The organism is Mesorhizobium sp. WSM4976 (assembly GCF_029625685.1).
Classification (GTDB): Bacteria; Pseudomonadota; Alphaproteobacteria; order Rhizobiales; family Rhizobiaceae; genus Mesorhizobium.
In genome coordinates this window covers 112,749-134,658 of the sequence record NZ_JARTVT010000003.1, presented here as the reverse complement: position 1 = coordinate 134,658, position 21,910 = coordinate 112,749, and the positions used below count along the sequence as shown (strand labels likewise).

Here is a 21,910-nt window from a genome sequence, read left to right as displayed (position 1 = left end):
CCAGGGACTTTGGGTTCCTCTCTGCACGCGGACTGCAAAGGTCGTGACCTTACCCGGCCAATCACGAAGATTGGCAACCTGTAACGTTTCAGTATACTGGGCGCTCGTCGCGTGCAGAAGTCGCGCAATCGTCAACGCCGCACGATTGCCGGTCGGTCCCGCGGCTGCTATGCGCCTGACGGGCGGGACGAATGGATAGACGGGTAAAGAAGAAGGACAACGACGACACGTCGGGCAAGGAGCGGCCGACGCTGAAGACGCTCGCCTTCATGACCGGGCTTGGCGTCACGACGGTGTCGCGTGCGCTGAAGGATGCACCCGAGATCGGCGCGGAGACCAGGCGCCGCGTCCAGCTGGTGGCCAAACAGATCGGCTATCGCCCGAACCGCGCCGGCGTACGCTTGAGGACCGGCAAGACCAACGTCATCTCGCTTGTGTTGAACACCGAGCACGAGCTGATGAGCTTCGTCTCGGACATTATCTACGGCGTCACCGAGGTGATCGCCGATACCCCCTATCACCTTATCGTCACGCCTTACTCGCGTTCGCAGGATCCGCTGGACCCGGTGCGCTACCTGGTCGAGACGGGCTCGGCCGATGGCGTCATCATCTCGCGCACGCAGCCCAACGACCCGAGGGCGCGCTACATGCTGGAGCATGGCGTTCCCTTCGCCACGCATGGCCGCACCGACATGGGGCTGGTGCATCCCTATCACGACTTCGACAATTATGCTTTTGCCGGCGAAGCCGTCCGCGCGCTCGCCGGCAAGGGCCGCAACCGGTTGGCGCTTGTGACACCGCCGGTTGGCCTCACCTATTACCGCTATACGGTGAATGGCTTTGCCGATGCGCTGAGCGAGGCCGGCGCCAGCGAAGTGCCGTTCAACACCGTCTCCATCGACCATACGATCGAGCAGATCAGGATGCGCACCGCCCAGCTCATGCGCCGAGACGACCGCCCGGACGGCATCATCAGCAGCGCCGCCGCGGCAACGCTCGCCGTCGTCGCCGGCATCGAGGATGCCGGCCTGAAGCTCGGCCGCGATGTCGACGTGGTGTCGAAACAGTCATCGGAGGTGCTGCACCTGTTCCGGCGGGAGCTGCTCGTCGTCAACGAGGATTTCCGGCTGGCCGGCTCAGAGCTGGCCCGTGCCGTGCTCGGCTGGATTGCAGGCAAGGAACCCGGCTCGCTGCAATCGCTGAGCAAGCCGAGCGAGGTTCTGCCCTATCGGGGCTGATGCTCAGCCCCACTCCCCCACGGACCATGGAAAGCCCCCTGCTCGCCGATGCGCTCGAAGCCATGCGCGCCGAAGAAGTCGCGCTGTGCCTGGATGAGGTTCGACGTCCCGCGCCCCTGCCGGTAGCTGTCGAAATAGGCGAGCGCCGAAGCCAGCGCCGGCACCGGCGAGCCGGCTTCGGAGGCCCGCGCCACGATGCGCCGGAGCGACGGCTGCGCCTCCTTCATCATGGCGATGAAGGCCGGGGCCATCAGGAGGTTGGTGGACGCGCTGCCGGAGCCGAACGCCTCGGCCATCGTGTCCAGCATCTGGGAGCGGATGATGCAGCCGGCGCGCCAGATCTTGGCGATGGTCGGCATCGGCAGGTTCCAGTTGAACTCCTTCGAGGCGCCGCTCATCACCGCGAAGCCTTGCGCGTAGGCAGCGATCTTGCCGGCGAACAGCGCCAGTTCCAGATCCTTGAGCAGCGCGGCTTTGTCGCCGGAAATCTTCTCGACGCCGATATTGCCATAGGCCTTTTCCGCCGCCTGCCGCTCGTCCTTGATCGAGGACAGCACCCGCGCCGCGACCGCCGCTTCGATCGCCGTCGCCGGAATGCCGAGCTGCTGCGCCTCGATCACCGACCATTTGCCGGTGCCCTTCTGTCCGGCGCGGTCGAGGATGATGTCGACCACCGGCCTGCCGGTCTTGGGATCTTCGGCGGCGAGCACCTTGGCGGTGATCTCGATCAGGTAGGAGTTGAGGCGGCCCTTGTTCCATTCCTCGAAGACCTTGCCGATTTCCTTGGGCGCCATGCCGAGGCCGTCGCGCAGGATGCCGTAGATCTCGGCGATCATCTGCATGTCGGCATATTCGATGCCGTTGTGGATGGTCTTGACGAAGTGACCGGCGCCGTCATGCCCGAGCCAGGCGGCGCAAGGCTCATCCTTGAACTTGGCGGAGATCGCCGTCAGCACCTTCTCGACCCGCTTCCAGGACTCTTCGGTGCCGCCGACCATGATCGACGGACCGTGGCGCGCGCCTTCTTCGCCGCCCGAAACGCCCATGCCGATAAAGGTCAGGCCCGAGCCGGAGAGTTCTGAGAAGCGCCGCATCGTGTCGCGGAAATTGGCGTTGCCGGCATCAATGACGATGTCGTTGTCGGAAAGCACGCCGCGCAGTGCCGCGATCTGTTCGTCGACCGGCTTGCCGGCCAGCACCATGATGATGATCGGGCGCGGCGGCCGGATCGCCGCGGCGAGTTCTTCCAGGCTGTAGCAGGGGACGACCATATCCTTGAGCGAACCGGCACTCTCGACAAAGGCATCGGTGCGCGACGGCGTGCGGTTGAAGACGGCGATGCGATGCCCGTGCTCGGCGATATTGAGCGCCAGGTTGGAACCCATCGTGCCAAGGCCGATCAGGCCGATTTCGGCTTTTTCCATCGTTTCTTCCCTGCTTTCGCATGCTTGCTGGAGGCTGCGTCCCAGAGAACGCCTTTTCCAGATGAATGACGGGGCTCGGCGGCGGCGTCAACCGCCTCGCCGTATTCTACGTGGACGGGTCCTCAATCGGACCGGATATCGATCGGTGCTTCGATCTTCACCATCTCGAAGTCTGAAACGAGAATATCGAGCCTGGCGTTCCAGCGGCCGGGCAGCGGAATGACGAGATTGTCGACGCGCCAGGTGCCGTCGCCGGGTTTGCTCGCCGGCCGCTTGATCGGCTCGATGCCGGAATCAGGCTTCGACAGCACCAGCGTCACCTGCTTGGCATCGAGCGGCCCGAAATCGCCGGTCATGATCACCATCGATGCGGCGACTGTGCCGGCATGTCCAGGCGTGATGCTGAGATCGGCCATCGCTTCCAGCGTGTGGATGTGGATCGACACCGGCTGCGCTGCAGCGATCGCCAGCGCGCGCGGCGGCGGGGTGAAGCGCCAGCCGGCCGCGACGCCGAAAATGGCGAGCACAATGACCACCTCGATGCCGATCGAGCGAACCAGCCGCCGCTGCACCTCCGTGTCGCCGGCCTCGGCGGGCGCCGTCAGCGTCCAGCGATTAACCGCGGCGAGCGTGAACAGGAAGAGCAGCAGCGCCAGCTTGAGCAGCAGCAGGCGGCCATAGGCTGTGCGGACTAGCGCGGCCGGTTCCTGCACCTGGATGATCGCCAGCACGACGCCGCTTGCGGCAAGCAGGATGACGACCGGCAGGATCGCGCGGGAGAAGCGGCGCAGAAAGACCTTTGCTTCCGCCGGCTCCCGCCGCAATGCCAGAGCGAGCGGCGCCAGCGACCCGGCCCAGAAGGCGAGTGCGGTGCCGTGCAGGAACACCAACGGCCGCGTCAGCCATTGCGGCTCGGCGGCACTGGCGTGACCGCTCGCGGCAAGAGCGCCGCCGACACCGAGCAGTGCTGCGCCTGCCGACAGCTTGCGAAGACCTGACGGCCCGGCAAGCGACAGCAGAGCGACACCAAGCGCGATCAGGCCGATCAGCACCGTCCAGACGAAGCTCGTCTCCAGCGCTGTCTTCCACACGGCCGGCGTCGCAAAGCGCGCCAGCGGCGCGCCAAGTCCATCGAGCCCCTGCAGCCCGAGCGACACCGGCGCGCCAATCAGGCCGAAAATCAGAGCCGCAGCGACAAAGCGCTGGCCGCGGCGCCTGTCCCCGGCCAGCCAGGCGAGCGCGAATGCGCCGCCGACGCCGAGGAAGAGGCCGGCGTAGAGAAGCAGCCTGGCTGCCCAGATCGCCGCGCGCAGCGTCCAGTCCACGGCTTCGCCCGCCACCGGCGCGGCACTTGGCGCGCCGATGGAAAACAGCGTCGAACCGCCGACCGGATGGCCGTCGACCGACACCACCCGCCAGCTCAGCACATGCGAGCCGGATTTGAGCGTTTCGGGATTGTCGATCTCGACCGTCTGGTCGTTGAGACGGAAGGATGTCAGCGCAAGCTGCGAGCCATCGGGCCGCACAAGCGTGAGCACCAGCGGCGAGACGGGCTCGCTGAAGGTCAGCGAAAACTGCGCCGGGCTTTGCGTCAGCACCGCGCCGTCGGCTGGATCGGTCGCGACCAGCGCCGCATGCGCGAAGGCGCGGCCGGGCATGGCCAATGCCGCCATCGTCAGGAGCACTGCCACCAGCCAGACAAGCGGGCGGGTATGCATGCGGATCGTCGAGGGAGACTGTGCTGCGTTCATGCCGTCGTGACAGGAAATGGTGGCGCGTCCCGATGGAGCGCGCCAACAGAGATCATTTTTTCGGCAGCAATTTGATGCCGGGCGCCGGAGTTTCCAAGGCGTCCGCATCCTGGCCCGTCGCCGGGATCTCGATCCAGCGATCAGTGGCGTCGCCGCATTCCTGCACCACCGGGAAATAGAGCATCTGGCCGGCCGGCAAGTCGGCCGCAAGCGAGGCCCGGAAGACGAATTCGTCATAGAATTCGTCCGGCAAATTGCCGCCGCTCCAGCCGACTTCCTTGACGCCGGTGGTAAGCGTTTCGCCGTAGAGCTGGTAGGATTTCTCGTAGTTGCCCTTCTTGGTCTGCAGCGTCCAGCCGGGCTTGGGCATCGGCTTCACCGCGATGACGCCCTCCGGGATCTGCACGCGCACAGCCGTCGTCGTCTTGCCCTCGCAGCCATGCGGCACGCGCAAGACCGCCTTGTAGGTCGAGCCGACAGCCGCTTCCTGCGTTTCTAGCGTGATATGGGCGAGCGCGGCATTGGTCCCGAGCGTGCAAAGCGCGCCCGCCGCCAAGATATATTTCTTCATGAATTGTCCCTCTGATTTCGGATCGGCGGATTATTCGGCGTGGTCCATGTCCATGTCGCCACTGCCTGGCTCTCCGATGCCTTCGACGGCGAACTCGACTTTGACGCTGCCTGCCTTCTCGAAGGTCAGCGTGGCGGGAAATTTCTCGCCCTGCTTCGGCTGCCGCTTCAGGCCGGTGAACATCAGATGGTAGGCGCCGGGCTTCAGCGCGACCTTGCCGCCGGCCGGGATCTCCAGCCCGCCCTCGACCGGCCGCATGGTCATGACGCCGTCCTTGACGCCCATCTCATGCAGTTCGGCCTTGTCGGAGATGTCGGAGGAAATCGACAGCAGCCGGTCGGACGCGCTGCCCTTGTTGACCACGGTGAAATAGCCGCCGGCGACCTTGGCGCCGGGCGGCGTCGCCCGCGACCAGGGATGGTCGATCTCGAGGTCGCCGGCCTTGAACTCATGCGCGACGGCGCCGGGAATGCACGCCAGGAGAAGAACAACGAAAAGCGCGGCGAAGGCGAGACGCCGCCGGAAGTCGAGTTGCGGCGTGCCGCGAAGGGCGAAGGCTTGCGCCTGGGATAGAAGATTGGACATGGGTGCTCCATGATATGAGGATCGCGCCGCTTCGCGGCCACGAACAGTTTGATCTTTGGATGAACGGGCTCGCGGAAGGTTCCGCGGATCAGCCGATTGCCGGTGGCGCGCGCGGATTGGCCGGCGAGCGATCGCGGGTGAAGTCCAAGTGCTGGAAGGCAGGGACTGCAAAAGCGACGGTCTCGAACGCTGTCGCCGTGTGAAGCGCATTCGCCTCCGGCGGTGGCAGATGCACCGGCGAAACCATGCTGCAGCCGAGCGAGCAGCAGGCCGGCATTTGCTGCTGGTGCGGATCGCCGCCGGGGAGTTTTACGGCCCCTTCATGCGTGCAGATGACGTTGCCGAACGCATCGAGCTGCGACGGCGCGCCAAAGGCGAAGGCGCCGAGCGACGACTGAAGCAACAGGAGCAGCGCCGCGACGAACGCGGCCGGCATGCTCCATCGTCTCAGCCGGATATGCAACGGAAAGCCTCTCCCGGAAACCTGACGGACCCTAGCACGGGGAATGCGGCCGGAAAATCGGCAAAACCGTGCTGCGGCAACGCGGCGCGATACCCGTTCATGCCCGGGCAAATGTGCCCGATAACGTACCGTCGGCGGGCTGCGCCTGGCGTCCTTCAGGTATCGAGCTCAGCAGCGTCTGGCGCGCCGACTTCAGGTGCTTGCGGCAGGCGGCGTCCACCTTGCCGGGATCGCGTGATTTGAGCGCCGCGATATAGGCGAGATGCTCCTGCACCGCGACTTCGTTGCGCTGGCGCTCCTCGGCCTTGTTCCACTGATAATGGTAGTGGAAGATCATCGCGATCACGTCATAGAAGTCGACGATGAAGCGGTTGTGCGAGGCGCGATGGATCAGCCGGTGGAAACGCTCGTCCAGCTCGGAGAACTCGTTGAAGCGGGTGGCGATGTCGCTGGCAAGCCGGCGATGATCGATTTCCAGCCGGTCGAGATCGGCCCACACCGCGCTGTCTTCCGGCAGCGCGGCGAAGGCAGCAGCCGAGCGCAGCTCAAACATCTCGCGGATCTCGGTCAGCTCCAGCGCGAAGGCGCGCGTGAAACCCTTCAGCACCCAGTGGCTGTTGCGCCGCTTCTCGATCAGCCCGAAGCGCGAGAAGCGGATCAGGAACTCGCGCACGCTGGTGGTGCCCACCCCGATCTCGCGCGCCAGCTCCAGCTCGTTGATCTGCATGCCGGCCTCGGCGCCGCCGGCAAGCAGCCTGCGCATGAAGGAGCGCTCGATGATCTCGGCCAGTGAGTCTGTCTCTTCCTCGGGGAAGAAATCCTCCGGCCGCGGCCCCCTGAGCACTGTCTTGTTGCGCTTGTTCCAGGCGATCAGCCCGGTCTCTTCCATGCGCGAAAGGATGCTGCGCACCGTGGTGCGGCTGACACCGAGAAGCGTGCCCAGTTCCGGCTCGGACGGCAGGCTTTGGGTCTCGTCGAGCAGCCGCAGGCAGCGGTTGAACGCGTCCTTGTAGACGTTGTTGCTCTTCGACATGCCTGTATCCCCCAGCGCTTGCGACGGACGGCCGAAAGCGCGATATGACTGGTGTCTCCTAAGGCACGGCCCCGAAAAGCGGAATCGCTTTTCGCCGGCTTGCCAAACGGGGCGGTCGCGCATCGAACAAAGGGCGCCGGCCGCCGCTGATGAAAAAACAATTGACGCAAAAATGTTTTTTCACGATAAAAGACATTACCTTCAAATGGGCGCATGTCAATCCGCCCGCATTCCCAGGATGACCCAGGACAGCCGCTCGTGAACCCTGCAAACACCATTCTTCTTTCCCCCGCCGACAATGTCGCGGTTGCCAATGGCCACATCGAGATTGGCACCGCGCTGCCGGGCGGCGCCACCGCGATCGCGGTGATCGAGCCTGGCCACAAGGTTGCGATCAGGCCGATCGCGGCGGGTGAAGCAGTTGTGAAATACGCGCAGGCGATCGGCCGCGCCACGCAGGATATAGCGCCCGGCGAGCACGTCCATTCGCACAATCTGGTCTTCGAGAGCGGCCGCCTGCCGGTGGTGCCACCGAGCGAGGCCGAGCACGCCACCGAAGCCGACCGCAAGCGCACCTTCATGGGCTACCGGCGCGCCGACGGGCGCGCCGGCACGCGCAACTTCATCGGCATCATTGCCAGCGTCAATTGTTCGGCCACCGTCTGCCACGCCATTGCCGACGAGGCCAACCGGACGATTCTGCCGAAATATCCCGGCATCGACGGTTTCGTGCCGATCGTCCATGGGCAGGGCTGCGGTATGAGCGGCACCGGTGACGGCATGATGGTTCTGCACCGCACGCTTGCGGGTTATGCCCGCCATCCGAATTTCGGCGGCGTGATGATGGTCGGGCTCGGCTGCGAGGTCAACCAGCTCACTCTCTATGGCCAGAAGGGTGTCGCGGCGGGAAAACGTCATTTCAACATCCAGGACGCCGGCGGCTCGCGCAAATCGGTCGAGAAGGCGATGGGCGTGCTCACCGAGATCGCCGAGGAGGTCGGCCACCTCAAGCGCGAGCCCATCCCGGTCAGCGAGATCGTCGTCGGCCTGCAATGCGGCGGCTCGGACGGCATGTCGGGCATCACCGCCAACCCGGCACTCGGCGCCGCTGTCGACATCCTGGCCGGAGTCGGCGGCATCGGCATCTTGTCGGAAACGACCGAGATCTACGGCGCCGAGCACCTGCTCGCCTATCGCGCCGCCTCGCCGGAGATCGCCGCCAAGCTCGACGGCTTTGTGAAGTGGTGGGAGGAGCATACCGCCAAGCACGGTGCCTCGATCGACAACAACCCCTCGCCCGGCAACAAGCGCGGCGGCCTGACCACCATCCTTGAAAAATCGCTGGGCGCCGTCGCCAAGGGCGGCCAGACGCCGTTGAATGGCGTCTTCGGCTATGCCGAGAAGGTTTCGGGCCACGGCCTCGTGTTCATGGACACGCCCGGCTACGACCCGGTCTCGGCGACAGGCCAGGTGGCGGGCGGCGCCAATGTCATCGTTTTCACCACCGGCCGCGGCTCCTGCTTCGGCTGCCGGCCGACACCTTCGATCAAGGTCGCGACCAACTCGACCATGTACCACCGGATGGAGGAGGACATGGACGTCAATTGCGGCGTCATCGCCTCGGGCGAGAAGACCATTGCCGGCATGGGCCGCGAGATCTTCGAGCTGATCATCGAGACGGCGTCCGGCCGCAAGACCAAGAGCGAGGCCTTCGGCTACGGCGACAACGAATTCGTGCCCTGGCATCTCGGCGCAACGCTTTAGTCCGCAAGTCAATATTGCGACGGAGGCCAGCAACCCGGCCTTCCCACGTGCGACCTTGCGAAGGAATGAATATTCCACGTTGACAGAGAGATGGAATTATCGTTCCATGCCAACGGGAGGAACGGGAAGCATCTATGTGCCGCCGAGGCGAGCCGGTAGGGCAGAAAAGGCCCTCGCCCGCATCACACAAACGGCACCAGAGACCGCTTGCATCGGCCATGGCAATGCTCTATCAAAAAATGGCATCTGTTTTTTATTGATAAAGTTCTGTTTGGCCCGCGCCTGTCCAGATGGAGCTTCCGAACCTTCACCAGGCGACCTTAGGGAGGAACCTAATGAAATTTGTGACCAGCCTTCTCAACCGCCGCGCTTTCGTGGCCTTGGCCGCGGCGTCGATGCTTGCCGGCGCGATGCATTCCGCGCCCGCCGCGGCGGCCGACGTGACCATTCCGATCATCGTCAAGGACACCACCTCCTTCTACTGGCAGATCGTGCTGGCTGGCGCCCGCAAGGCCGGTAAGGACCTCGGCATCAAGGTGCCCGAGCTCGGCGCCCAAGCCGAAACCGACGTCAACGGCCAGATTTCGATCCTCGAAAACGCCGTCGCCAGCAACCCGGCGGCGATCGTCATCTCGCCGACCGAGTTCAAGGCGCTCGGCAAACCGATTGATGAGGCCGCTTCCAAGGTCAAGGTCATCGGCATCGATTCCGGCGCCGACTCCAAGGCCTTCACCTCCTTCCTGACCACCGACAACGTCCAGGGTGGCCGCGTCGCGGCTGACGGTCTCGCCGCCGCGATCGGCGCCGCCAATGGTGGCAAGGTGGAAGGCAAGGTCGCGCTGATCACCGCGCTTCCCGGCGCCGGCTCGCTCGAGCAGCGCAAGCAGGGCTTCATCGAACAGATCAAGGCCAAATATCCGGGCCTTCAGCTCGTCGCCGACAAATATGCCGACGGTCAGGCCACCACCGGTCTCAACATCGCCACCGACCTGATCACCGCCAATCCGGACCTCAAGGGCATCTTCGCCTCGAACCTGATCATGGCGCAGGGCGTCGGCCAGGCCATCGCCGAAAACAATCTTGGCGGCAAGGTGGCGCTGATCGGCTTCGACAGCGACGAGAAGCTGATCAAGTTCCTCAACGATGGCGTCATCTCCGGCCTCGTCGTCCAGGACCCGTACCGGATGGGCTATGACGGCATCAAGACCGCTCTGGCCGCGTCGAAGGGCGAGAAGGTGGAGGCCAATGTCGACACCGGTGCCAACCTCGTCACCAAGGCTAACATGAAGGATCCCAAGATCGACGCGCTGCTCAACCCGAAGCTCAACTGAGCAAGCGTCGTCACACTCGTTTCCGGGGCCTCGCGCCCCGGAAACATTCGTCAGGCCATTTGGAAATTGCCGGTCCTGATCTAGGTTCTGACTTCAAGATGCGCGGCAGACGCATCGCTGCGTACCCAATGGTTGAGACCAATCTGGGAGGATTGTCATGACGTCGACGGCGCAGGAACTGCACCCCGCCCCCACACTGCAGCCGGGAAGGACGATCCTCGAGCTCAAAGGGCTGGAAAAGCGCTACCCCGGCACGCATGCGCTGAAGCCGGTGCACCTCGCCTTCAAGGCGGGCGAGATCCACGCCATCGTCGGCGAGAACGGCGCCGGCAAATCGACCCTGATAAAACTCTTGACCGGCGTTATGCCGCGCACCTCGGGCGAGGTGATCTGGGAAGGCAAGCCGGTGGCTCTGGCCACGCCGCATGAGGCGATGGCGCTGGGCATCAACGCCGTCCACCAGGAGGTGGTGCTCTGCCGCCATCTCACGGTCGCCGCCAACATGTTCCTCGGCGAGGAGGAATCCCGCTTCGGCCTCCTGCAGCAGCGCGCGATGGTCAAGGATGCGCAGAAGATCATCGACGGGCTGGGCTTCGACCTGCCGGCGCATGTCGTGCTCGGCGACCTAACCATCGGCCAGCAGCAGCTGATCGCCGCAGCTAGAGCTACCGTTCGCGGCACGAAGTTCCTGATCTTCGACGAGCCGACCGCCTACCTCACCCGCAAGGAGGCCGACCAGCTTTTCAAGCTGATCCGCCGGCTGAAGGGCGAAGGCGTTACCATCATATACATCAGCCACCGCATGGAGGAAGTGTTCGAGCTTGCCGACCGCGTTTCCGTGCTGCGCGACGGCACTTTGGTCGGCACCCGCAACATCGCCGAGACCGACGAGCCCGAGCTGGTCAAGCTGATGATCAACCGCTCGATCGAGCAGATCTATCACAAGGAGCATTTCACGCCGGGGGCAACGATCGTCGAGACGAAGAACCTCTCCGGCAAAGGCTTCGAGAATGTCTCGGTGACGGTCCGCGCCGGCGAGATCGTCGGTCTCTACGGCCTGATCGGCGCAGGGCGCAGCGAGTTCGTCACCACGCTTTACGGCCGTCATAAGAAATCGGCCGGCCAGATCCTGTGGGAGGGCAAGGAGGTCCAGGTCAACTCCGAGCACGACGCGATCAAGCTCGGCATGGCGCTGGCGCCGGAGAGCCGTCGTGATCAGGGCCTGTGTCTCAACCTGTCGGTTGGCATGAACCTCAACCTGCCGATCTACAAGCGCATCTCAAACAACGCGCTGATCTCGGGAGCCATGGAGAAAGCCGAGGCCGATCGCCAGATCGCCGACCTGCGCATCAAGACGCCGACACGTAGAGCGCTCGCCTCCAGCCTCTCAGGCGGCAACCAGCAGAAGATCGTGATCGGCAAATGGCTGGCGCATGGCGCCAAGCTGTTCATCTTCGATGAGCCGACGGTGGGCGTCGATGTCGGCACCAAGGCCGAGATCTACCGCCTGTTCTCGACGCTGTTGTCGAAGGGGGCGGGCATCATCCTGATCTCGTCCTATCTGCCGGAAGTCTACGAGCTTGCCGACACGCTGCATGTGTTCCGGCGCGGCAAGCTGGTCGCCACGCATGGGTTCCGCACCGCGAGCCACGAGGACATTCTGGGGCAGGCACTGGCCGAGAAACAAGAAAAGACGGGAGGACAAAAATGAGCACCGAGGCGATCCCCGCCGAAAAACCCAAGCGCAATTTCAACGCGCTCTTCGGCCTGACCCTGCTTGGCCTTCTGCTGCTGATGTGGATCGTGCTGGCTGTCGCCACGCCCTCCTTCGCCACGGCGCTGAACATCACCAATCTTCTGCGCCAGGGCTCGCTGATCGCGATCCTCGCCGTCGGCCAGACCTTCGTCATCATCACCGGCGGCATCGACCTGTCGGTCGGCGCCGTGGTCGGCTTCACCACCGTTGTGGTGGCGCTTCTGATCAATGCCGGCTGGCCGATCTGGGCGGCGGTGCTGATCACCTTGCTGGTCGGCGTCGCCATCGGCCTCTTCCACGGCTTCGGCATCGTCAAGATGGGCCTGCCGCCCTTCATCATCACACTGGCCACCATGACCTCGCTGCGCGGCATCGGCCTTCTGATGACCAACGGCAACTCGATCTCGATCAACAGCGATCCTTTCCAGGCCTTCTCGCGCGGCTCGCTGTTCGGCATCCCCTATCTGTTCTGGATGGTGATCCTGGTCGCCATACCGTCCTACATCTTCCTCCACCACACGCGCTGGGGCCGCTATCTGTTCTCGGTCGGCTCCAACGCCGAGGCCGCACGCCTGTCCGGCGTCAACGTGCCGCGCACAATCTTCATGGCCTACATCCTGTCCGGCCTGCTCGCCGCCTTCGTCGGGGTGCTGCTCGCCTCGCGCATCGGCATCGGCAACCCGACACAGGGCGACACCTACGAGCTGCAGGCCATCGCCTCGTCGGTCATCGGCGGCACCTCGCTGTTCGGCGCCATCGGCTCCGTGCACGGGCCGCTGATCGGCTCCTTCATCCTGTCGACGATCAACAACGGCGCCAACCTGCTCAACGTCAACACCTTCTGGCAGCGCGTCATCACCGGAGCACTGATCATCGTCATCGTCTACTTCGACGGCCTGCGCCGTCGCGGCAAATGACACCTCCCCGAAACGTCCGCGCCGGCCCCGCTAGAGCGAGGCCGACGCTCTTTTGCCTTGGATTTGCGATATGAAAGCCGTTGTCTGCCGTTCGCCCGGCGAGCTTGCCCTGGAAGACCGCGCAGCGCCCGGCGCGCCTCCGCCCGGCTGGGCGCGTGTCGCCGTCAGCCATGTCGGTATCTGCGGCACCGACTACCACATCTTCGAAGGCAAGCATCCCTTCCTCGCCTACCCGCGCATCATGGGCCATGAGGTTTCCGGCACCATCGTCGAAAAGGGGGAAGGCGTCGATCTTGCCGTCGGGGAACCGGTCATCATCAACCCCTATCTTTCATGCGGCAAATGCATCGCCTGCCGGAACGGCAAGCCGAATTGCTGCGTGAGGATCGAGGTGCTGGGCGTCCATCGCGACGGCGCCATGTGCGACGAGATCCTGGTGCCGGCGCAGAACCTTTATCCGACAAACGGCCTCTCGCTGGCCGATGCCGCGGCGGTGGAATTCCTGGCGATCGGCGCGCACGCCGTGCGTCGATCGCTTGGGCTCCCCGGCCAGCGCACGCTGGTCATCGGCGCCGGCCCGATCGGGCTGGGCACGGCGATCTTCGCCCGCATCGCCGGGCTCGACGTCAGCCTGCTCGACATGAGCAGCGAGCGCCTCGGCTTCGCCGAAGAGGAACTCGGTTTTGCCGTGCTAGACGCCTCGAAGGCCACAGCTGCCGAACTGGGGCGGCAGGCGACCGGCGGCGAAGGGTTTGACCTCGTCTTCGACGCGACCGGCAACACGGCATCGGTGCAGTCGGCCTTCGCCCATGTCGCGCACGGCGGCACGCTGGTGCTGGTCAGCGTCGTCAAGGACGACATCACCTTCTCCGACCCCGAATTCCACAAGCGCGAGATGACGCTGGTCGGCAGCCGCAACGCGCTCAAGGCCGATTTCGAGCATGTCGCGGCTTCGATCCGCAACGGCACAGTGCCGTTGGGCAAGCTCGTCACCCATCGCACGACGCTTGCCGCAACGCCGCGCGACCTCGCCAGATGGACGCATGAGAAGTCGGGGCTGATCAAGGCGGTGATCGAGGTCGGGTGAGCGCCGCTAATCGCCGGCCGACAGTCTCAACTCCACTCGCTCCGCCGGAAAGCGCGATTCCGCGAACTGGATCGGCTGACCGTCGAGCGCGACATTGACAGCTACGGTGACCAGCACGATGGCGCCGGGCTGCAGATCGAGGGCTGCGAGGTCGTCGGCATCGGCGTGCCGCGCCGACAGCACAGTCGAGTGCCGCAGATAATCGTTGATGCCGAAGCGCTTCAGCGAGGTGGTGATCGACCCCGTCTGCGCCATCGCGTCCTCGATGCCGGCGAAGCGCTTGGCGTCGAACCAGGTGGTTGCGCGTGACACCGCGTGACCATCGGCCTCGCCGCGCGTCTCCAGGCGGATGACGGCCGCGCCCTTGGCGATGCCCAGCGCCTCGGCGATGCGTCGGCTGGCCGGCTCCGTCGAGGACGACAACAGCGCGATATGCCGCTCGCTCGTCTGCCCCTGCAGCCCGGTCGAGAAGCGCGTGCGCGCGCCGATCGGATAGGACAGCCGCTTGCGCGACAGGACGAAGGTGCCGCGCCCCTGCTCGGCCCTGAGCACGCCTTCCTGCACTAGCGCGGCTATAGCGCTGCGCACCGTATGGCGGTTGACGCCGTAGCGTTCCGCCAGCGCGACTTCGGGCGGCAGCGCCGCATTCTCGGCAAAATCGCCGCTTGCGATCCCCTGCAATATCTTGTCGGCGATCTGCCGCCACAGCGACACGCCGTTGCGCCTTTCGATGCTGCTCGCCAGTCCGGTCACCCATCGCCCTCATGCATTTTCCCCCGGGTTGTCATCCACCCGTCATGGACTCCCGTTACGAGATAAGTATAATTTGTATAATTGTCTATATCAATAGACAAATTTTACGCATGCAAGGAGCGACGCCATGCGAGGACAGGAAGCGCGCGAGCAGGCCGGGCGGAAAGCCTTGATGGCGACGCTGGCGCACGCCGAATCTGATGAGATTGCGCGCCTGTGGAACGAGTCGGGCCTGCCCTCCGAGGCCGAGCTCTTGCGCGGTCCGGAAACCGGACTGGTGACGGTGCGCGGACGGATCGGCGGCGGCGGCGCGCCCTTCAATGTCGGCGAGGCGACCGTCACCCGCGCCACGGTGCGGCTGCCTTCGGGCCAGGTCGGCCATTCCTATGCGCTCGGGCGCGACAAGGACAAGGCGAGGCTCGCCGCGATCGCCGACGCGCTTTGGCAGGACCCGGCGCAGCGTGAAGCGATCGAGACAAAGCTCGCCGCGCCCTTGCGCGCGGCGCTCGACGCAGCGCGAGAGACGCGGCGCGTCGAGACGGCGGCCACGAAAGTGGATTTCTTCACCATGGTGCGCGGAGAGGACTGATGGATATCACCACGCAATCGATCGACGGCGGCTTCGCCGAGCCGGTCTTCAACGCGCAAGTTGTTTTCCGCGCCATCATGGATGCGATTGCGCGCCCAGGCACCGTCCAGAACCTGCCGCAACTCGCCCGCCCGCCGGCGCCATTGTCGGCGACGGCAGGCGCCGTGGCGCTTTCGCTCTGCGACAACGGCACACCGGTCTGGCTAGATCCGCCGCTGCAGGCGGAAGCCTCGGTCAAGGCCTGGGTCGGCTTTCACACCGGCGCGCCTTTGGCCAACACGCCGGCCGACGCGCATTTTGCCCTGATCGCCAATCCGAAGGAGATGGCGGCGCTCGACGGTTTTGCGCAGGGCACGCAGGAATATCCCGACCGCTCCACAACGCTGATCCTCCTGGTCGACGACCTTGCTTCCGGCCCCTCGCTGCTGCTCGAAGGTCCGGGGATCGAAAAGACGTCGATGATCGCGCCTCCAGGCATGCCGCGCCATTTCGTCGAGCAGTGGAAGCAGAACAATCAGCGTTTCCCGCGCGGCGTCGACATCATCCTGGCGGCGCCAGGCAGCCTTGCCTGCCTGCCGCGCACCACCCGCATCAAGACGATGGAGGCGTGACATGTATGTCGCGGTGAAAGGCGGCGAAGCCGCCATTGCCAATGCGCACCGCCTGCTGGCCGACCGCCGCCGCGGCGACCGCTCGGTGCCGGCGCTGCGCCTCGACCAGATCGTCGAGCAGCTGGCGCTCGGCGTCGACCGCGTGATGAGCGAAGGCTCGCTCTACGATCGCGAGCTCGCGGCTCTTGCCGTCGTCCAGGCGCGCGGTGACATGATCGAGGCGATCTTCCTGGTGCGCGCCTACCGCACCACGCTGCCGCGCTTCGGGTACACCAATCCGGCCGATACCGGCGCCATGCAGGTCGAGCGTCGTATCTCGGCCACCTACAAGGACCTGCCGGGCGGCCAGGTGCTCGGCCCGACCTTCGACTACACCCACCGCCTGCTCGATCCGGAGCTTGCCGCCGGCGCCGAGGTCGAGACGCCGGCGCAGCGCCCGGTCGAGCCGGAGGCCATGCCGCGCGTCTCGGCGATCCTCGCCCATGAAGGCCTGATCGAGGCCGACGGCGAGATGCCACTGGACCATGTGCCGGGCGACATCACCCGCGAGCCGCTGCAGTTCCCGATGGCGCGCGACATCCGCCTGCAGGCGCTGTCGCGCGGCGACGAAGGTTTCCTGCTGGCGCTCGGCTATTCGACGCAGCGCGGCTATGCCCGCAACCACCCCTTCGTCGGCGAAATCCGCATCGGCGAGGTCGAGCTGGAGCTCGACGTGCCGGAGCTGCCCTTCGCGGTGCCGCTCGGTGCGATCCGCATCACGGAATGCCAGATGGTCAACCAGTTCAAGGGCTCGGCCAAGGCGCCGCCGCAGTTCACCCGCGGCTACGGCCTGGTCTTCGGCCAAAGCGAGCGCAAGGCGATGGCGATGGCGCTATGCGACCGGGCGCTGCGCGCGGGCGAGCTCGGCGAGGATATTGTCGCCGCGGCGCAGGACGAGGAATTCGTCATCTCTCATTCCGACAATGTCCAGGCGACCGGCTTCGTCGAACATCTGAAGCTGCCGCATTATGTCGACTTCCAGGCCGAACTCGGCCTCGTTCGCCGCATGCGCGCCGAATACGAGGCGCGGGAGAATGAGGACAGGGCTGAAGAGAAAAGGGAGGCCGCGGAATGAACGCGCAATCGACCGACATATCCACCTACAACTTCGCCTATCTCGACGAGCAGACCAAGCGGATGATCCGCCGCGCCATCCTGAAGGGCATCGCCATCCCCGGCTACCAGGTCCCCTTCGCCTCGCGCGAGATGCCGATGCCTTATGGCTGGGGCACCGGCGGCGTGCAGGTCACCGCGTCGATCATCGGTCCGGATGACGTCTTGAAAGTCATCGACCAGGGCGCCGACGACACCACCAACGCGGTCTCGATCCGCGCCTTCTTCAAGAAGGTCGCCAAGGTCGCCGTTACCACGGAGACGGCGAAGGCGACGATCATCCAGACCCGCCACCGCATCCCGGAACATCCGCTCAACGCAGGCCAGGTGCTGGTCTTCCAGGTGCCGATCCCCGAGCCGCTGCGTTTCTTGGAGCCGCGCGAGACCGAAACGCGCAAGATGCATGCGCTGGAGGAATACGGCCTGATGCATGTGAAGCTCTACGAGGATATCGCCAAGCACGGCCGCATCGCCACCACCTATGCCTATCCGGTCAAGGTCGAAGGCCGCTATGTGATGGACCCCTCGCCGACGCCCAAATTCGACAATCCGAAGATGCATCGTTCGCCGGCTTTGCAATTGTTCGGCGCCGGCCGAGAGAAGCGCATCTACGCGGTGCCGCCCTTCACCGACGTCGTCAGCCTCGATTTCGAAGATCACCCCTTCGAGGTGCAGACCTTCGACCAGCCCTGCGCGCTCTGCGGCGCCGAGAATGTCTATCTCGACGAGGTCATCCTCGACGACCATGGCGGCCACATGTTCGTCTGCTCGGACACCGACCATTGCGAGAAGCGGCAAGCCGACGGCCATCATGGCCACCTTGCCCCCGAGACCCATTCTGCTTCTGGAAAAATGGAGCCGGCCGAATGACCGACGAACCGCTGCTGCGCGTTTCAGCGCTTTCGAAATTCTACGGCTCGCGCGTCGGCTGCGAGAATGTCACCTTCGACCTCTGGCCGGGCGAGGTGCTGGCGGTGGTCGGCGAATCCGGCTCCGGCAAGACCACGCTGCTCAACTGCCTGTCGACCAGGCTGCTGCCCTCCTCCGGCACCGCCAGCTATCGCATGCGCGATGGCCAGCGGCGCGAGCTCTACCGCATGAGCGAGGCCGAGCGCCGCTTCCTGATGCGCACCGACTGGGGTTTCGTCCACCAGAACCCGGCCGACGGCCTGCGCATGACGGTGTCGGCCGGCGCCAATGTCGGCGAGCGGCTGATGGCGGTCGGCGACCGCCATTACGGCAGGATCCGCGCCACAGCCGTCGACTGGCTGTCGCGCGTCGAGATCGACGACGACCGCATCGACGACGAGCCCCGCGCCTTTTCCGGCGGCATGCGCCAGCGCCTGCAGATCGCCCGCAACCTGGTGACCGGGCCGCGGCTCGTCTTCATGGACGAGCCGACCGGCGGCCTCGATGTCTCGGTGCAGGCGCGCCTGCTCGACCTGTTGCGCGGGCTGGTCACCGACCTTGGGCTGGCGGCGATCGTCGTCACCCACGACCTCGCCGTGGCTCGTCTTTTGTCGCAGCGCATGATGGTGATGAAGGACGGCCGCGTCGTCGAAAGCGGCCTCACCGACCGCGTGCTCGACGATCCGCGCGCGCCTTATACCCAGCTTCTCGTGTCTTCGATCTTGCAGGTTTGACGATGGCCACGCCCCTTGTTGTTTCCGATGTCGCCAAAAGCTTCACCATGCATCTGCGCGACGGCGTCACGCTGCCGGTGGTGACGGGTGTCTCCTTCTCGATCCGCGCCGGCGAATGCGCCGTGCTCGGCGGTCCGTCCGGCGCCGGAAAAAGCTCGATCCTGAAAATGCTCTACGGCAACTATGCCGTCGATGAAGGCCAGATCATCGTCCAGCATGGCGGTGGTCTGATCGACCTCGCCTCCGCCAGCCCGCGCACCGTGCTTTCCGTGCGCCGCCACACCATAGGCTATGTCAGCCAGTTCCTGCGCACCGTGCCGCGCGTCTCGGCGCTGGACGTGGTGGCAGAGCCGCTGGTAGAGCGTGGCGAGGACAGGGAGGCGGCACGCGAGAAAGCGCGCGCCTTGCTTGCGCAGCTCAATCTGCCCGAGAAACTCTGGGCGCTGCCGCCGGCGACCTTCTCTGGCGGCGAGCAGCAGCGCGTCAACATCGCGCGCGGCTTCATCACCGAGCATCCGATCCTGCTGCTTGACGAGCCGACCGCTTCGCTTGACGCCAGGAACCGCGACGTCGTGGTCGAGCTCATCGACGCCAAGAAGACAGCGGGCGTTGCGCTCCTCGGCATCTTCCACGACGTCGACGTGCGCGATGCTGTCGCCGACCGCGTCATCGACGTCACCGCCTTCGCCGCCGGAAAGATCGCCGCATGAGCAAGAAACTTTCGGAGACGCCGCTGATCCATCCGACGGCGCAGGTCGAAACCTCGACGCTCGGCCGCTGGACCGAAATCGCCGAGCGCAGCCGCGTCGCCGAATGCGAGTTCGGCGACTATTCCTACATGATGCAGGACTGTGCCGTCTGGTGCTCCACCATCGGCAAGTTCTCCAACATTGCGGCGAGCGTGCGCATCAACGCCACGAACCATCCGACCTGGCGGCCGACGCTGCATCACTTCACCTATCGCGCGTCGGATTATTGGGACGACGCCGAGCACGAAAGCGAGTTCTTCGCTCAGCGCAGAGCCAGGCGCGTCACCATCGGCCACGACACCTGGCTCGGCCACGGCTCGACCATCCTGCCGGGCGTCACCGTCGGCGACGGGGCGGCGGTCGGCGCCGGCGCGGTGGTGTCGAAGGACGTCGCGCCCTACACCATCGTCGGTGGCGTGCCGGCGAAACCGATCCGCGAGCGTTTCGACCGCCGCACCGCCGAGCGTTACCAGGCCTTAGCCTGGTGGGACTGGGACCATGCAAGGCTGCGCGCCACGCTCGACGATTTTCGGGAATTGTCGGCCGAGGCGTTTCTCGAGAAACACGGCGACTGATTTCGGTGAATGGTCATAGTGAATGGCAACGAAGCCCTTCTTTCTCACCATTCACCATTCACATCCTTGACACATGACTCGGACAAAAGCCGATCTCCCCCAGGAGATCGCCATGCTCGCCACTGTTAGACCCTCGCTCGCCGCATTCTTCGAAGGCTCCAACCCGGCGCCGCCGGTCCATCTCGGCACCCGTTACGACGCGTCGGGCAACTTCCTCCCTGAACCGGGCAACACGGCCGTCAGCCATCTGGTCAAGGACTCGCCTTCCGAAGCGGCGATCATCGAGGTGCGCAAGCGCATGCTGGCCATGCCGGACGCGGATCGCCTCGCCTTCACGCCGATCTCCAGCCTCCACATGACGCTCTTCCAGGGCATCATCGAATATCGCCGCCGTCTGCCCTACTGGCCTTCGGATGTGCCGCTCGACACCGGCATCGACGATATGACCCGGCTCTATCTCGAGCGCCTGCAAGGCTTCGGTGGTCGCGGCGCATTCAATATCAGAGTTGTCGAAGTCGTGCCGACCGGCCTGACCGTCGCCGGCGCCACCCAAGAAGACCGCCAGGTCCTGGAAGCCTGGCGCGATGCGCTGTCCGTGCCGTTCGGCTACCGCCATCCGGACCATGACACTTATGTCTTCCACATCACCTTCGCCTATCAGATCCGCCGCCTCGCCGACGAGCGGGCCGCGGCCTGGCAGGAATTGTTCGACGACTGCCTGTCGTTCCTCGAGCGCGAGGCGCCGGTGATCGAGTTGAAGGCTCCAGCCTTCTGCAGCTTCGGGGACATGAAGCATTTCGAGGAATTGCTGATGCTTGGCTGAATCCCCAAGCCTGTGACTCGTAACAAAACTGACATCAATCCGACACCCCAGCTTCATCGGGCTGCGCTAGCGAAGGCTAACAGACCTGCAAAACCGCGACGGACTGGAGCTTTGGTATGTCAGCATCATCGGCCACGCTGGAAATCCGCGGCGTTACCCGACGATTTGGCAAGAACACCGCTGTCAGCGACATCAACATCTCGATCCCGCGCGGTCAGATGGTTGGCATCATCGGCCGCTCCGGCGCCGGCAAGTCGACATTGCTGCGCATGATCAACCGCCTCATCGATCCCAGCCAGGGGTCGATTTTTTTTGACGGCGCCGAGGTCTCCTCCCTGCAGGGCTCGCCGCTGCGCCGCTGGCAGCGCGACTGCGCCATGATCTTCCAGCAGTTCAACCTTGTGCCGCGCCTCGACGTCTTGACCAACGTGCTGCTCGGCCGCCTCAATCATCGCTCCACAGTTTCCAATTTGCTCGGCATGTTCACGCGCATCGAATGCGCCGAGGCGGTCGCCGCGCTCGAGCGCCTCGACATCGCCCGCACCGCGCTGCAGCCGGCCGGCACGCTGTCCGGCGGCCAGCAGCAGCGTGTGGCAATCGCCCGCGCCATGATGCAGCAGCCGAAGGTGCTTCTGGCCGACGAGCCGATTGCCTCGCTCGACCCGCTCAACGCCAAGGTGGTGATGGATTCGCTGCGAGACATCAATTTGCGCGAAGGCATCACCGTCGTCACCAACCTGCACACGCTGGACACCGCGCGCGCCTATTGCAGTCGCATCATAGGCATGGCCGCCGGCAAGGTCGTCTTCGACGGCGCTCCGGAAGACCTCGACCGCGACGCCGTACGCATGGTCTACGGCGCCGATGCCAGCGGCGCCGAGATCTCCGAGGCGATCACGTCGACCAGCGTGACCATCAGGCCGAAGATCACCGCATTGGCCGGACCGCTCGAACCCGCCTTCCCTGGCTACTGAGTCCACCGCCCCGACCCCAGTCGGTCCGGGCAATCGTGGATTTCGGCAGAGCAACCCGGATCGCCCGCCAGCGTCAAAGGCAAGACTTGAAGAATCAGAACGCCGCCGGCGCGCAGCCGGA

At 65.0% G+C, this 21,910-nt stretch carries 22 protein-coding genes; 15 read left to right on the top strand and 7 right to left on the bottom strand.

The annotated features are described in order from the left end of the window. Nucleotides 1–191 precede the first annotated feature (191 nt). Nucleotides 192–1,238 carry a LacI family transcriptional regulator gene (locus P9272_RS04730; RefSeq protein WP_278159412.1) on the top strand — a complete coding sequence of 349 codons (1,047 nt, stop codon included), beginning with the start codon at nucleotides 192–194 and terminating at the stop codon, nucleotides 1,236–1,238. Here P9272_RS04730 and gndA read toward each other — a convergent pair. The 6 genes from gndA to P9272_RS04700 form a co-directional block, all read right to left on the bottom strand. After that, nucleotides 1,226–2,662, bottom strand: a complete 1,437-nt coding sequence (gene gndA, locus P9272_RS04725; RefSeq protein WP_278159410.1) for an NADP-dependent phosphogluconate dehydrogenase — start codon at nucleotides 2,660–2,662, stop codon at nucleotides 1,226–1,228. The two genes, P9272_RS04730 and gndA, sit on opposite strands and share 13 nt — an antisense overlap. Before the next feature lie 122 nt (nucleotides 2,663–2,784). After that, the gene (locus tag P9272_RS04720; protein ID WP_278159409.1) at nucleotides 2,785–4,380 is read right to left on the bottom strand and encodes a copper resistance CopC/CopD family protein; all 1,596 of its coding nucleotides are present in this window, start codon (nucleotides 4,378–4,380) and stop codon (nucleotides 2,785–2,787) included. Between the two features lie 85 nt (nucleotides 4,381–4,465). Next, a complete protein-coding gene (locus P9272_RS04715; RefSeq protein ID WP_278159407.1) occupies nucleotides 4,466–4,984 on the bottom strand; it encodes a YcnI family protein in 519 nt (172 codons plus the stop codon). A 30-nt stretch (nucleotides 4,985–5,014) separates the two neighbouring features. Beyond that, complete coding sequence (locus P9272_RS04710) at nucleotides 5,015–5,569, bottom strand: copper chaperone PCu(A)C (RefSeq protein ID WP_278159405.1); 555 nt, start codon at nucleotides 5,567–5,569, stop codon at nucleotides 5,015–5,017. Nucleotides 5,570–5,657: 88 nt separating this feature from the next. Beyond that, nucleotides 5,658–6,005 (bottom strand): hypothetical protein, encoded by a 348-nt coding sequence (locus P9272_RS04705; protein ID WP_278159403.1) that lies wholly within the window; start codon nucleotides 6,003–6,005, stop codon nucleotides 5,658–5,660. A 124-nt stretch (nucleotides 6,006–6,129) separates the two neighbouring features. Further along, nucleotides 6,130–7,065 carry a GntR family transcriptional regulator gene (locus P9272_RS04700; RefSeq protein ID WP_278159401.1) on the bottom strand — a complete coding sequence of 312 codons (936 nt, stop codon included), beginning with the start codon at nucleotides 7,063–7,065 and terminating at the stop codon, nucleotides 6,130–6,132. Between the two features lie 258 nt (nucleotides 7,066–7,323). On the opposite strand from P9272_RS04700, the gene P9272_RS04695 reads away from it, so the two are divergent. The 5 genes from P9272_RS04695 (at nucleotide 7,324) to P9272_RS04675 (ending at nucleotide 13,920) form a co-directional block, all read left to right on the top strand. Further along, nucleotides 7,324–8,829: an altronate dehydratase family protein gene (locus P9272_RS04695; protein ID WP_128260382.1), complete on the top strand. Its 1,506-nt coding sequence runs from the start codon at nucleotides 7,324–7,326 to the stop codon at nucleotides 8,827–8,829. 335 nt (nucleotides 8,830–9,164) lie between these two features. Continuing rightward, on the top strand, nucleotides 9,165–10,160 hold the full coding sequence (locus P9272_RS04690; RefSeq protein ID WP_128260383.1) for an ABC transporter substrate-binding protein: 996 nt from the start codon (nucleotides 9,165–9,167) through the stop codon (nucleotides 10,158–10,160). Nucleotides 10,161–10,317: 157 nt separating this feature from the next. Next, nucleotides 10,318–11,871 carry a sugar ABC transporter ATP-binding protein gene (locus P9272_RS04685; protein ID WP_128260384.1) on the top strand — a complete coding sequence of 518 codons (1,554 nt, stop codon included), beginning with the start codon at nucleotides 10,318–10,320 and terminating at the stop codon, nucleotides 11,869–11,871. After that, entirely contained in the window at nucleotides 11,868–12,833 is a 966-nt protein-coding gene (locus P9272_RS04680) for an ABC transporter permease (protein WP_042640741.1), read from the top strand. Before P9272_RS04685 ends, P9272_RS04680 begins: the two co-directional genes overlap by 4 nt. A 70-nt stretch (nucleotides 12,834–12,903) precedes the next feature. Continuing rightward, entirely contained in the window at nucleotides 12,904–13,920 is a 1,017-nt protein-coding gene (locus tag P9272_RS04675; RefSeq protein ID WP_278159394.1) for a zinc-binding alcohol dehydrogenase family protein, read from the top strand. A 6-nt stretch (nucleotides 13,921–13,926) separates the two neighbouring features. On the opposite strand, the gene phnF is transcribed toward P9272_RS04675, so the two are convergent. Beyond that, the gene (gene phnF, locus P9272_RS04670; protein ID WP_278159669.1) at nucleotides 13,927–14,664 is read right to left on the bottom strand and encodes a phosphonate metabolism transcriptional regulator PhnF; all 738 of its coding nucleotides are present in this window, start codon (nucleotides 14,662–14,664) and stop codon (nucleotides 13,927–13,929) included. 136 nt (nucleotides 14,665–14,800) lie between these two features. Between phnF and phnG the strand changes: the two genes are divergently transcribed. The 9 genes from phnG (at nucleotide 14,801) to phnC (ending at nucleotide 21,789) form a co-directional block, all read left to right on the top strand. Next, the gene (phnG, locus tag P9272_RS04665; protein WP_278159392.1) at nucleotides 14,801–15,262 is read left to right on the top strand and encodes a phosphonate C-P lyase system protein PhnG; all 462 of its coding nucleotides are present in this window, start codon (nucleotides 14,801–14,803) and stop codon (nucleotides 15,260–15,262) included. Continuing rightward, nucleotides 15,262–15,873 (top strand): phosphonate C-P lyase system protein PhnH, encoded by a 612-nt coding sequence (phnH, locus tag P9272_RS04660; RefSeq protein ID WP_278159390.1) that lies wholly within the window; start codon nucleotides 15,262–15,264, stop codon nucleotides 15,871–15,873. Before phnG ends, phnH begins: the two co-directional genes overlap by 1 nt. A gap of 1 nt (nucleotide 15,874) precedes the next feature. After that, the gene (locus P9272_RS04655; protein WP_278159389.1) at nucleotides 15,875–16,987 is read left to right on the top strand and encodes a carbon-phosphorus lyase complex subunit PhnI; all 1,113 of its coding nucleotides are present in this window, start codon (nucleotides 15,875–15,877) and stop codon (nucleotides 16,985–16,987) included. After that, complete coding sequence (locus tag P9272_RS04650) at nucleotides 16,984–17,895, top strand: alpha-D-ribose 1-methylphosphonate 5-phosphate C-P-lyase PhnJ (protein ID WP_278159387.1); 912 nt, start codon at nucleotides 16,984–16,986, stop codon at nucleotides 17,893–17,895. Before P9272_RS04655 ends, P9272_RS04650 begins: the two co-directional genes overlap by 4 nt. Continuing rightward, nucleotides 17,892–18,668: a phosphonate C-P lyase system protein PhnK gene (gene phnK, locus P9272_RS04645; RefSeq protein WP_128261171.1), complete on the top strand. Its 777-nt coding sequence runs from the start codon at nucleotides 17,892–17,894 to the stop codon at nucleotides 18,666–18,668. Before P9272_RS04650 ends, phnK begins: the two co-directional genes overlap by 4 nt. 2 nt (nucleotides 18,669–18,670) lie before the next feature. Further along, nucleotides 18,671–19,378 (top strand): phosphonate C-P lyase system protein PhnL, encoded by a 708-nt coding sequence (gene phnL / locus P9272_RS04640; protein WP_278159385.1) that lies wholly within the window; start codon nucleotides 18,671–18,673, stop codon nucleotides 19,376–19,378. After that, on the top strand, nucleotides 19,375–19,992 hold the full coding sequence (locus tag P9272_RS04635) for a DapH/DapD/GlmU-related protein (RefSeq protein WP_278159384.1): 618 nt from the start codon (nucleotides 19,375–19,377) through the stop codon (nucleotides 19,990–19,992). The genes phnL and P9272_RS04635 overlap by 4 nt, the downstream gene beginning before the upstream one ends. A gap of 112 nt (nucleotides 19,993–20,104) precedes the next feature. After that, nucleotides 20,105–20,815, top strand: a complete 711-nt coding sequence (locus tag P9272_RS04630; protein ID WP_278159382.1) for a DUF1868 domain-containing protein — start codon at nucleotides 20,105–20,107, stop codon at nucleotides 20,813–20,815. Nucleotides 20,816–20,931: 116 nt separating this feature from the next. Further along, nucleotides 20,932–21,789 carry a phosphonate ABC transporter ATP-binding protein gene (phnC, locus tag P9272_RS04625; protein ID WP_278159380.1) on the top strand — a complete coding sequence of 286 codons (858 nt, stop codon included), beginning with the start codon at nucleotides 20,932–20,934 and terminating at the stop codon, nucleotides 21,787–21,789. The last annotated feature ends 121 nt before the right edge of the window (nucleotides 21,790–21,910 follow it).

Excerpts from the sequence above, each read along its gene's own strand:
- P9272_RS04700 (WP_278159401.1), bottom strand. The coding sequence starts at position 7,065 with ATGTCGAAGAGCAACAACGTCTACAAGGACGCGTTCAACCGCTGCCTG.
- phnK (WP_128261171.1), top strand. The coding sequence starts at position 17,892 with ATGACCGACGAACCGCTGCTGCGCGTTTCAGCGCTTTCGAAATTCTAC.
- P9272_RS04690 (WP_128260383.1), top strand. The coding sequence starts at position 9,165 with ATGAAATTTGTGACCAGCCTTCTCAACCGCCGCGCTTTCGTGGCCTTG.
- P9272_RS04655 (WP_278159389.1), top strand. The coding sequence starts at position 15,875 with ATGTATGTCGCGGTGAAAGGCGGCGAAGCCGCCATTGCCAATGCGCAC.
- phnG (WP_278159392.1), top strand. The coding sequence starts at position 14,801 with ATGCGAGGACAGGAAGCGCGCGAGCAGGCCGGGCGGAAAGCCTTGATG.
- P9272_RS04715 (WP_278159407.1), bottom strand. The coding sequence starts at position 4,984 with ATGAAGAAATATATCTTGGCGGCGGGCGCGCTTTGCACGCTCGGGACC.
- P9272_RS04635 (WP_278159384.1), top strand. The coding sequence starts at position 19,375 with ATGAGCAAGAAACTTTCGGAGACGCCGCTGATCCATCCGACGGCGCAG.
- P9272_RS04630 (WP_278159382.1), top strand. The coding sequence starts at position 20,105 with ATGCTCGCCACTGTTAGACCCTCGCTCGCCGCATTCTTCGAAGGCTCC.
- P9272_RS04650 (WP_278159387.1), top strand. The coding sequence starts at position 16,984 with ATGAACGCGCAATCGACCGACATATCCACCTACAACTTCGCCTATCTC.
- P9272_RS04730 (WP_278159412.1), top strand. The coding sequence starts at position 192 with ATGGATAGACGGGTAAAGAAGAAGGACAACGACGACACGTCGGGCAAG.
- P9272_RS04705 (WP_278159403.1), bottom strand. The coding sequence starts at position 6,005 with ATGCCGGCCGCGTTCGTCGCGGCGCTGCTCCTGTTGCTTCAGTCGTCG.
- P9272_RS04720 (WP_278159409.1), bottom strand. The coding sequence starts at position 4,380 with ATGCATACCCGCCCGCTTGTCTGGCTGGTGGCAGTGCTCCTGACGATG.
- phnL (WP_278159385.1), top strand. The coding sequence starts at position 18,671 with ATGGCCACGCCCCTTGTTGTTTCCGATGTCGCCAAAAGCTTCACCATG.
- phnC (WP_278159380.1), top strand. The coding sequence starts at position 20,932 with ATGTCAGCATCATCGGCCACGCTGGAAATCCGCGGCGTTACCCGACGA.
- P9272_RS04675 (WP_278159394.1), top strand. The coding sequence starts at position 12,904 with ATGAAAGCCGTTGTCTGCCGTTCGCCCGGCGAGCTTGCCCTGGAAGAC.
- P9272_RS04680 (WP_042640741.1), top strand. The coding sequence starts at position 11,868 with ATGAGCACCGAGGCGATCCCCGCCGAAAAACCCAAGCGCAATTTCAAC.
- P9272_RS04685 (WP_128260384.1), top strand. The coding sequence starts at position 10,318 with ATGACGTCGACGGCGCAGGAACTGCACCCCGCCCCCACACTGCAGCCG.
- gndA (WP_278159410.1), bottom strand. The coding sequence starts at position 2,662 with ATGGAAAAAGCCGAAATCGGCCTGATCGGCCTTGGCACGATGGGTTCC.
- P9272_RS04710 (WP_278159405.1), bottom strand. The coding sequence starts at position 5,569 with ATGTCCAATCTTCTATCCCAGGCGCAAGCCTTCGCCCTTCGCGGCACG.
- phnH (WP_278159390.1), top strand. The coding sequence starts at position 15,262 with ATGGATATCACCACGCAATCGATCGACGGCGGCTTCGCCGAGCCGGTC.